General features: G+C 70.4%; 2 protein-coding genes. Both read left to right on the top strand.

All coding sequences use genetic code 11. The annotated features are described in order from the left end of the window. Positions 1–8,913, top strand: an 8,913-nt coding sequence (locus tag A9W96_RS11055; RefSeq protein WP_067139720.1) for a type I polyketide synthase, incomplete at its 5' end; no start/stop codon positions are given. 7 nt (positions 8,914–8,920) lie between these two features. Beyond that, positions 8,921–11,465 (top strand): sugar epimerase family protein (locus A9W96_RS11050; protein ID WP_067139717.1); only part of this gene is annotated, 2,545 nt, incomplete at its 3' end.

The raw sequence follows: 11,465 nt of genomic DNA, 5'->3' as shown, positions 1-11,465 counted from the left end.
GGGCCGGACCGGCTGTTCGAGGCGGTGTGGTCACCCGCCGCAACCACGACCGGTGACGCCGAGCCGCCGGTGCACGAGGTCTTCGAATCCGTTGCCGCCGGCGAAGATCCGGTGTCCGGAACGTATGAGCGCACCCATCGTGCACTGGCGGCCGTGCAGTCGTGGCTCACCGAGCATGACTCCGGGGTGCTGATCGTCGCGACCCATGGCGCGATGAGCTTGGCGGGGGAGGACGTCCCCGATCTGGCCGGCGCGGCCGTGTGGGGGCTGGTGCGTTCGGCGCAGACAGAGCATCCCGGCCGCATCGTGCTGGTGGATTCCGATGCGGCGCTTGATGATAGCGCGATAGCGACCGTTCTGGCCGTCGGCGAGCCGGCGGTGTTGCTGCGTGACGGCAAGGCGTACATCGCTCGGGTGCGCGGCAGCCGCGCGGTCGACGGCGTCATGACGCCCCCGGCTGACGGGCCGTGGCGGCTGGGCATCAGCAGCGCGGGAACCTTCGAAAACCTGCAGCTGGAGCCCGTTCCCAACGCCGGTGCCGCGCTGGAACCGGGCCAGGTTCGGGTGGCGCTGCGTGCCATCGCCACCAACTTCCGCGACGTCATGATCACCCTGGGCATGTTCACCCACGACGCCCTGCTCGGTGGCGAGGGCGCCGGCGTGGTGGTCGAGGTCGGGCCGGGAGTCACCGAGTTCGCGGTCGGCGATTCGGTCTACGGCTTCTTCCCCGACGGCAGCGGCACGTTGGTGCCCGGCGACGTCCGCCTGCTGCAGCACAAGCCCGCCGACTGGTCTTATGCCGAAGCGGCCGGCATCTCAGCGGTTTTCACCACCGCCTACATGGCCTTCATCCACCTGGCCGACGTCAAGCCCGGGCAGCGGGTGTTGGTGCACGCCGCCGCCGGCGGCGTGGGCATGGCCGCGGTTCAGCTGGGCCGGCACTTGGGCCTGGAGGTGTTCGCGACCGCGAGCCGCGGCAAGTGGGACACGTTGCGGGCCATGGGCTTCGACGACGACCACATCGCGGATTCGCGCAGCCTCGAGTTCGAGGAGAAGTTCCGGGCGGTGACCGGCAGGACCGGCATGGCCGGGATGGATGTGGTGCTGGACTCGCTGGCCGGCGAATTCGTCGACGCCTCGCTGCGGCTCGTCGCTCCCGGCGGCGTGTTCCTGGAGATGGGCAAGACCGACATCCGCGACCCGGGTGTGGTGGCCCAGGACTACCCGGGTGTCCGCTACCGCGCCTTCGACCTGTTCGAGCCCGGCCGTCCGCGGATGCATCAGTGGATGGACGAGCTCGCCGGGCTGTTTGACGCTGGGGTGCTGAAACCGTTGCCCGTCACGACCTTTGATGTGCGGCGCGCCCGCACCGCGCTGCGCTACCTGAGCCAGGCCCGGCACATCGGCAAGGTCGTCATGACTCTGCCTTCTGGGCTCGCATCCGGCACCGTGCTCATCACCGGCGGCACCGGCATGGCGGGTTCGACGCTGGCCCGTCACCTGGTGGCCAACCACGGCGTCGAAGACCTGGTGCTGCTGAGCCGGCGCGGTCCGGACGCCCCCGGGTCCGCCGAGTTGATCGCCGAGCTGCAAGCCGCCGGAGCCCGCGCGCGCGTGGTCGCGTGCGACGCCGCCGATCGGGCGGCACTGGCGCAGGTGATCGCCGACATTTCGGCGCAGCGGCCGCTGTCTGGCGTGATTCACGCGACCGGCGTGCTGGACGACGCGACGATCACCTCGCTGACACCGGAGCGTGTCGACGCGGTATTGCGGGCCAAGGTCGACGCGGCGTGGAACTTGCACGAGTTGACCCGCGACCTGAATCTGGCCGCCTTCGTGATGTTTTCGTCGATGGCCGGCCTGGTGGGCTCTTCGGGCCAGGGCAACTACGGAGCGGCGAACGCGTTCCTGGACGGGTTGGCCGCACACCGGCGGGCGCACGGGTTGCCCGCGATCTCGCTGGCCTGGGGGCTGTGGGATCAGGCCAGCGCCATGACCGGCGGACTGGACGCCGCCGACCTCGCCCGGCTCGGCCGCGACGGGATCTTGGCGCTGTCCTCGGACGAGGCGATGGAACTGTTCGACACGGCATTGATCGTCGACGAGCCGTTCCTGGCGCCGGCCCGCATCGACCTCGCCGCGCTGCGGGCCCATGCGGTCGCGGTGCCGCCGATGTTCACCGATCTGGTCAACGCCCCGACGCGCCGCCGGGTCGACGACTCGCTGGCCGCCGCGAAATCGAAGTCGGCGCTGGCGCATCGCCTGGACGGGCTGTCCGACGCCGAGCAGCACGCCGTGCTGCTGGACCTGGTGCGATCGCACATCGCCACCGTGCTCGGGAACACCACCGCCGAGGCGATCGATCCCGACAGGGCCTTCCAAGAGTTGGGGTTTGACTCGCTGACCGCGGTCGAAATGCGCAACCGACTCAAAACCGCCACCGGCCTTGCGCTTTCGCCCACCCTGATCTTCGACTACCCGACGCCGAACGGACTGGCCGGCTACATCCGCACCCAGCTCGCGGGGCTGCCGCAAGAGGTCAAGCACGCGCCGGTCGCGCGTGCCACCGACGACGACCCGATCGTTATCGTCGGCATGGCCTGCCGCTATCCGGGTGGGGTAACTTCGCCGGACGACTTGTGGGACATGCTGATCGAGGGCCGTGACGTGCTCTCGGACTTCCCGGCCGATCGCGGCTGGGACCTGGCCGGCGTGTACAACCCGGATCCCGACGTGCCGGGCACCTGCTACACCCGCACCGGCGGCTTCGTCGATGGCGTCGCGGACTTCGATCCGGGCTTCTTCGGCATCGCGCCCAGTGAGGCGCTGTCGATGGACCCGCAGCAGCGCATGTTCCTGGAGTTGTCCTGGGAAGCGTTGGAGCGAGCCGGAATCGACCCCGGCAAGCTCCGCGGCAGTGCCACCGGAATGTTCGCCGGCGTATACACGCAGGGCTATGGCATGGGCGCCGCACCGACCGCCGAGGGTTTCCGGCTGACCGGGCAGTCGTCGAGCGTGGCGTCCGGCCGGGTGTCCTATGTGCTGGGGCTGGAGGGCCCGGCGGTGTCGGTGGACACGGCGTGTTCTTCGTCGTTGGTGGCGCTGCACATGGCCGTGCAGTCGCTGCGCTCGGGGGAGTGCGACCTGGCCCTGGCCGGCGGCGTCACCGTCAACGCCACCCCCGATATCTTCGTGGAGTTCAGCCGCATGCGCGGGCTGTCCGAGGACGGCCGGTGCAAGGCCTACGCGGGTGCGGCCGACGGCACCGGATTCTCCGAGGGCGGCGGCATGCTGGTGGTGGAGCGCCTGTCGGACGCGCAGCGCCTCGGGCATCCGGTGCTGGCCATGGTGCGGGGCTCCGCCATCAATCAGGACGGTGCCTCCAATGGGCTGACCGCGCCGAACGGTCCCTCGCAGCAGCGGGTGGTGCGCGCGGCGCTGGCCAGTGCGGGCTTGACGGCGGCCGACGTGGACGTCGTCGAGGGCCACGGGACGGGAACCACTTTGGGTGACCCGATCGAGGCCCAGGCGCTGCTGGCGACCTATGGGCAAGAGAGGGCCGAGCCCGGGAAACAGCCACTGTGGCTGGGGTCGATCAAGTCGAACATGGGCCACACGCAGGCCGCCGCCGGGGTGGCCGGCGTCATCAAGATGGTCCTGGCGATGCGCCACGAAATGTTGCCCGCCACACTGCATGTCGATGAGCCGAGTCCGCACGTGGACTGGTCGGCGGGCGCGGTGTCGTTGTTGACGGAGGCGCAACCGTGGCCGGGCGACCGGCCGCGCCGGGCGGGCGTGTCGTCGTTCGGCATCAGCGGCACCAACGCGCATGTCATCGTCGAGGCCGTGCCGATCGAGCCGCCGCGCGCCGCGGACGGACCCAAGGCGCCGGTGGTGGCCTGGCCGGTGTCGGCAAAATCGCTGTCCGCGTTGCACTCTCAGGCCGCTCGGTTGGCGACCCACCTGCGCGCCCACCTGGAGGCGGACATCGCCGATGTGGGGTGGTCGCTGGCCGGCAGGTCGGCCTTCGAACACCGCGCCGTCGTCGTCGGTAGCGATCGCGACCCGTTGCTGGCGGGCCTGGACGAGCTTGCCGCCGACGACCTGGCCGGTTCGGTCATCCGTGGCACCGTGACCGCAGGCAAGACGGTCTTCGTGTTCCCGGGCCAGGGGTCCCAAACGCTGGGCATGGGAATGGGACTGCACGCCGGCTATCCGGTCTTCGCCGAGGCGTTCAACACCGTCGTGGCCGAACTGGACCGGCACCTGCTTCGCCCGCTGCGCGAGGTGATGTGGGGGCACGACGAGAACCTGCTCAACAGCACGGAATTCGCGCAACCCGCGCTGTTCGCGGTCGAAGTCGCGCTGTTCCGGCTGCTCGAATCCTGGGGTGTGCGCCCCGACTTCGTGATGGGCCACTCGATCGGGGAGCTGGCGGCCGCCCACGTCGCCGGCGTGCTCTCGTTGGAGAACGCCGCGGTGCTGGTCGCGGCCCGTGGTCGATTCATGCAGGCGCTGCCCGAAGGCGGCGCGATGGTCGCGGTGCAGGCTACCGAAGACGAAGTGCGGCCGCTGCTGGCGTCCGCCGAAGAAGCCGGCGTCGGCATCGCCGCGGTCAACGGGCCGACCTCGGTGGTCATTTCGGGCGCCGAAGGCGCGGTGATCGCGATCGCGGACCGGCTCCGCGTCGACGGCCACCGCGTGCATCGGCTCTCGGTCTCGCACGCGTTCCACTCTCCGTTGATGGATCCCATGATCGACGAATTCGGCACCGTCGCGGCCGGATTGGCCGTCGGTAAGCCGACCATCCCGATCGTGTCCAACGTGACCGGTCAGCTGGCCGGTGACGACTTCGCATCGCCGGCGTACTGGAAGCGGCACGTGCGCGAGGCGGTGCGGTTCGCCGACAGCGTGCGGTTCGTGCGCTCGGCCGGGGCGACCCGTTTCCTCGAGGTCGGACCGAGCAGCGGCCTGACGGCATCCATCGAAGAATCGCTGGCCCTGGACCCTTCGGCGGCCCAGGTGACCACGATGTCCGCGCTGCGCAAGGATCGACCGGAGCCGGTCGCCCTGGTCAACGCCGTTGCGCAGGGATTCGTCGCCGGGATGGACGTGGACTGGCGCGGTGCGCTGGGCGGGCCTGGTTTCGAAGCCAACCTGGTCGAGCTGCCCACGTATGCCTTTGACCGGCGCCGCTTTTGGCTTGCCGCCGACGGCGCCCCGGCCGACGCCGCGGGCCTGGGCCTGGCGGCCAGCGAACACGCCCTGCTGGGCGCGGTGGTGGAACTGCCGGCCACCGGCGGAGTGGTGCTGACCGGCCGGTTGGCGCCCGGCACCCAGGGCTGGTTGACCGATCACGCCGTTGGCGGTGTGGTGCTGTTCCCCGGTGCGGGATTCGTCGAGTTGGCGATCCGCGCCGGCGACGAGGTGGGCTGCGGCGTCGTCGATGAGCTCAATCTGGCCGCGCCGCTGGTGTTGCCCGCCGGCGGATCGGTCGCGGTCCAGGTCGTCGTCGGCGGCCCGGACGACTCGGGTGCCCGTGCGGTGTCGGTCTTTTCGCGAGCCGAAGCGGGCTCGGGCTGGTCCTTGCATGCCGAGGGCGTGCTGCGGGCGGGTTCGGTGCAGCCGGGCGCGGACCTGTCGGCGTGGCCGCCGGTGGGTGCGGTCGCGGTGGATGTCGGCGACGGATACGAGCAATTGGCCGAGCGGGGTTACGACTACGGGCCGGCGTTCCGCGGCCTGACATCGATGTGGCGCCGCGGCGACGAGGTCTTCGCCGAGGTGGCGCTGCCCGCCGACGCCGGGGTGTCGCCGGCCGGGTTCGGCGTCCATCCGGCGATGCTCGACGCGGCGCTGCACGCGGTGATGCTGGCGTCCGACAGCGACGAACTGCCCGAGGGCTCGATGTTGGTCCCGTTCTCCTGGCAACAGGTGTCGTTGCACGCCGCGGGCGCGGGGGCGGTCCGCGCGCGGATCGTACCGGTGAGTTCGTCGGCGGTGTCGATCGAATTGGCCGACGGGCTGGGGCTTCCGGTGCTCTCGGTGGCGTCGATGGTGGCCCGCCCGGTCACCGACAAGCAGTTGCTGGCCGCCGTGTCGAATTCGGGACCGGACCGGCTCTTCGAGGTCATCTGGTCGGCTCAACCGCATTCGGCGACGCAGCCGGTGTCGGTGTCCGCTTGGGGCGCAGAGGAATTGGGTGACCCTTCGGCCGAGCGCTCGGCGGTGCTGTTCGAATCGGCACCGGTGTCCGGCGACGTGATCACCGAGGTGTACGCGGCGACGCGCGCGGTGCTGCCCGTGCTGCAGTCGTGGTTGTCCCGCGAGGGCGCGGGCACCCTGGTGGTGGCGACCCGGGGCGCGATGACGCTGCCGGGGGAGGACGTCACCGATCTGGCCGGCGCGGCGGTCTGGGGGCTGGTGCGGTCGGCGCAGACCGAGCACCCTGGACGAATCGTGCTCGTCGACACGGACGCCCCGCTGGACTCCGACGCGATAGCAGCGGTGCTGGCGCTCGGCGAGCCGCAGGCGATACTGCGCAACGGCGCGGTCTACACCGCCCGAGTGCTCGGCAGTCGCGCCGTCGGCGGCCTGCTGCTGCCCCCGGACGAGGGACCGTGGCGACTCGGCATGAGCAGCTACGGCACCATCGAAAATCTGCGGATAGAGCGCATTCCCGACGCCGACGCGCCGTTGGGTCCTGGTCAGGTGCGCGTCGCGCTGTCGGCCATCGCGGCCAACTTCCGTGACGTCATGATCGCGCTGGGCCTCTATCCCGACCCCGAGGCCATCATGGGCATCGAGGCGTCCGGTGTGGTGATCGAAACCGCCGCGCCCGACGGGCGTTTCGCCGTCGGCGACCGCGTCATGGGGCTGTTCCCCGACGGAACCGGGACCATCGCCAAGACCGACCAGCGCCTGCTCGTCAAGGTGCCGCCCGGCTGGTCACACACCGCCGCCGCGACGGCGTCGGTGGTGTTCGCCACGGCGAACTACGCGCTGGTGGACCTGGCCGGCGCCAAGCCCGGTCAGCGGGTGTTGGTGCACGCCGCCGCCGGTGGGGTCGGCATGGCCGCGGTGCAACTGGCCCGGCACATCGGCCTGGAAGTGTTCGCGACCGCCAGCCGCGGCAAGTGGGACACGTTGCGCGACATGGGCTTTGACGACGATCACATCGCCGACTCGCGCAGCCTGGAATTCGAGGAGAAGTTCCGCGCGGTCACCGGCATGGCCGGCATGGATATCGTCCTGGACTCGCTGTCCGGTGATTTCGTCGACGCGTCCCTGCGCTTGATGAAACCCGGCGGGGTCTTCTTGGAGATGGGCAAGACCGACATCCGTGACCCCGAGGTCGTCGCCCGAGACCACCCGGGGGTGCGCTACCGCGCCTTCGACCTGTTCGAGGCGGGGCCGGATCGCATCGCCCAGATGCTCGACGAGCTGGCGGCCATGTTCGGCGAGGATGTGCTACGGCCGTTGCCGGTCACCAGGTTTGACGTGCGACGCGCGCCCGCCGCGCTGCGCTACCTGAGTCAGGCCCGCCACGTCGGCAAGGTCGTGATGACGATGCCGGACGCGTGGACGGCCGGCACGGTGCTGATCACCGGCGCCACCGGCATGGCCGGTTCGGCGGTCGCGCGACACGTGGTGACCCGTCACGGTGCGCGGAATCTGGTGCTGGTCAGCCGCCGCGGCCTGGACGCACCGGGCGCCGCGGAGCTGGTCGCCGAGTTGAGCGCGGCCGGTGCGCACGTGGAGACGGTGGCCTGCGATGCCGCCGATCGCGAGGCCCTGGCCAAGGTGATCGCCGAAATCCCGATGCAGCACCCGCTGACCGGGGTGATCCATGCCGCCGGCGTCCTGCACGACGCGGTCGTGACGTCGCTGACCCCCGACCGGATCGAGTCGGTGTTGCGGTCCAAGGTCGACGCTGCGTGGAACCTGCACGAGTTGACCCGCGACCTGGACGTCGCTGCCTTCGTGATGTTTTCGTCGATCGCGGGGCTCGCGGGCGCGTCGGGGCAGGCCAACTACGCGGCCGGCAACTCGTTCCTGGACGGGTTGGCCGCCCACCGGCGGGCGCACGGGCTGCCGGCGATCTCGCTGGGCTGGGGTCTGTGGGATCAGGCCAGCGCCATGACCGGTGGCCTGGGTGCGGCCGACCGCGCGCGGTTCGGGCGTGACGGGATCGTCGCCATGTCGTCGGACCAGGCGCTGGAGCTGATGGACACGGCGCTCATCGTCGACGAGCCGTTCATGCTGCCCGCCCACATCGACCTCGCGGCGTTGCGGGTGAAGTTCGATGGCGGCACCTTGCCACCGATGTTCGTCGATCTGATCAACGCCCCGACGCGGCGTCAGGTCGATGACTCGTTGGCCGCCGCCAAGTCGAAATCTGCTCTGCTGCAACGCCTTGAAGGTCTTCCCGAGGACGAGCAGCAGGCGATCCTGCTGGATCTGGTGCGGGCCAACATCGCCACCGTGCTGGGCAGCTCCAGCCCGGAGGCAATCCATCCGGACCGGGCGTTCCAGGAACTCGGTTTCGACTCGTTGACCGCCGTGGAGATGCGCAACCGGCTCAAAGCCGCGACCGGGCTGGCGCTTTCACCGACGCTGATCTTTGACTACCCGAACTCCGCCGCGCTGGCCGGCTACATGTACCGCGAATTACTCGGATCGTCGGACCAACCCGCGGCGGCGGCCGCGCCGGGCGAAGCCGAGATTCAACGCGTCGTGGGATCCATTCCGGTCAAGCGCCTTCGGCAGGCCGGTGTGCTGGAGCTGCTGCTGGCGTTGGCGAGCGAGGCCGAGGGCGCCGCGCAGGCCGCCACGGTGACCACCGAAAAGGACATCGCGGACATGGACCTCGACGCTCTGGTCAACGCGGCATTGCGCGACGACGACGACGAGTAGGCATGACGTGAGAATCGCGGTCACGGGGGCCAGCGGCGTGCTCGGCCGCGGCCTCGCCACTCGGCTGCTCAGCCAGGGCCACGACGTGGCAGGGATCGCCCGTCACCGCCCCGAAAGCTGGCCGAGCGCAGCGGATTTCGTGGCGGCCGACATCCGCGACGCCGACGCGGTCCGACGCGCCCTGGCCGGCGCGGACGTCGTCGCCCACTTCGCGTGGGCGAGAAGTTCCGGACAGCACGACCAGGTCAACATCGGTGGCACCCGCAACGTGCTCGACGCGATGGCCGAGACCGGTTCCAGGCGGATCGTTTTCGCGTCGTCGGCCCATGTGTACGGCGGGGGAGAAGGACCGAAGGCCGAAGACCACGCCACGGCCCCGGTCAGCGCCGAGGGCCGACTCAAGGCCGAAGTGGAACAACTGCTCGCGGAATCGGGCGCGCAATGGGTCGCGATCCGTTCCGCGCTGATCCTGGGGCGAAGCGTCGACAACTGGGTGCGCCGCCTGCTGGCATTACCGGCGTTCCCCCACCGGTCGGCCGATCGCGGTATGCAGGTGGTCCACCTCGACGACGCGCTCCGGCTGTTCAACCGTGCGATCGTCGATGCCGAAACCCCGGGCGGGCCGGTGAATCTCGCCGCATCGGGCGACCTGACCTTCCGGCAACTCGCCGCCGCGCTACACCGCCCGGTCGTGCGCCTGGGCCTCGAGCCCGCTGAGCTGCGACTGGTGCGGGGGACCCCGCTCATGGACACCTCGCGGCTGACAAGCGAATGGTCATTCCGGCCGGCGTGGAAATCGGGCGAATGCGTCCAGGACTTCGCGCTGGCGGTGCGCGGCCGGGTGACCGTGGGCGCCCGGGTGATTGCGCTGCCGTGGCGGCTGGCCAACATCCAGGACCTTCCGTCGGTGGACGCGCCGAGCGGCGACGGCGTCAAGCCCATTTGGGCGGGCGCAGCGGGGGATAACGGGGAATTCGACACGCCGATCGACCCCCGTTTTCCCACCTTCTTGGCCACGAATTTGTCTGAGGCGCTGCCCGGCCCGTTTTCGCCGGCGTCGGCGTCGGCGACGGTTCGCGGACTGCGGGCCAGCGCCGTGTGCGTCGCCGAGCGGTTGCGGCCCGGCGGGACGATCCAGCGCGAAATCGCGATGCGCATGGTGGCGGTGTTCGCCCACCGGCTCTACGGCGCCATCACGACCGCGCACTTCATGGCCGAGACGGTGCCTTTCGTCAAGCCCACGACGGTGGTAAGCAACAGCGGGTTCTTCGGCCCCAGCATGGCCGCCCTGCCGATCTTCAGTGAGGAGCATCCGCACTCCGATACCGGCCGAATTCGCAGGCAATTCCGGACAATCCGCAATATCGGGGTGTTCGGCGTCAACCTGATCGGCCTGTCCGCCGGCGCGCCGCTGGACACCCGTGAGTTCGTCGCCGACGTCGATCGCCTGGAACGCCTGGCCGACGGCGACCTCGCCGGGCTCGACGATCGTCGGCTGCTGAGCCTGATCTCACTGGCACGTGACCAGGTGGTGCACGGCTGGGTGCTGGCGGCAGGCTCGTTCCTGCTGTGCGCGGCGTTCAACGTGCTGCTGCGTGGTCTGTGCGGGCGCGAGATCTCGGCGCCCGGCGGACCGGAACTGGTCAGCGCGCGTTCGGTCGAGGCGATGCAGCGGTTGGTGGTCGCGGCGCAGCGCGATCCGAAAGTCACGGCGCTGCTGGCCGAACCGGGCGACCGGCTGGACAAGCTTGCCGTCGAGGCGCCGGAATTCCATGCCGCCCTGCGCGACGAGCTGGCGCTCATCGGCCACCGTGGTCCGGCCGAGCTCGAGATGCGGTCCACCAGCTACGCCGACGATCCCGAGTTGCTCGTGCGGATGGTGACCAGGGCGATGAGCGCGCCGTCCGCGCCGCAGCCGCAGCGGCCCCGGATCCCGTTGCACGCCAAGCCCATTGCGGCTCTGGCCACCCAGCAACTGCGCGACCGTGAGGTCCGCCGCGACAAGGTGGTGCGGGCCAACTGGGTGCTACGCACGCTGCTTCGCGAATATGGACGTCGGTCGGTCGAGGCCGGGGTGTTCACCGCCGCCGACGACGTCTTCTATCTGCTCGTCGACGAACTCGACGCGCTCCCCGCGGATGTCGGCGCGCTGGTGGCCCGGCGCCGGGCCGAACAACGTCGGCTGGTCGCGGTGGCGCCGCCGACCGTCTTCAGCGGAAGCTGGCAGCCGACCGCGACCTCATCGGACGCGCTGGCCAGCGGGGACACGTTGCGTGGCGTCGGCGTTTGCGGGGGACGGGTGCGCGGCCGGGTGCGGATCGTGCGGCCCGAGACCATCGACGACCTGCAACCCGGTGAGATCCTTGTCGCAGAGGTCACCGACGTCGGGTACACCGCGGCGTTCTGCTACGCCGCCGCCGTCGTGACCGAACTCGGCGGTCCGATGTCGCACGCCGCGGTGGTGGCCCGCGAATTCGGGTTTCCGTGTGTCGTCGACGTCCAGGGCGCCACCAAGGCACTGCCGCAGGGAGCCATGGTGGAGGTCGACGGAG

Origin of the sequence: Mycobacterium sp. 1245852.3 (genome assembly GCF_001669335.1) — a bacterium.
Taxonomy (GTDB): Bacteria; Actinomycetota; Actinomycetes; order Mycobacteriales; family Mycobacteriaceae; genus Mycobacterium; species Mycobacterium europaeum_A.
The sequence above is the reverse complement of the archived record's forward strand: the minus strand, read 5'-3'. Positions and strand labels throughout refer to the sequence as shown.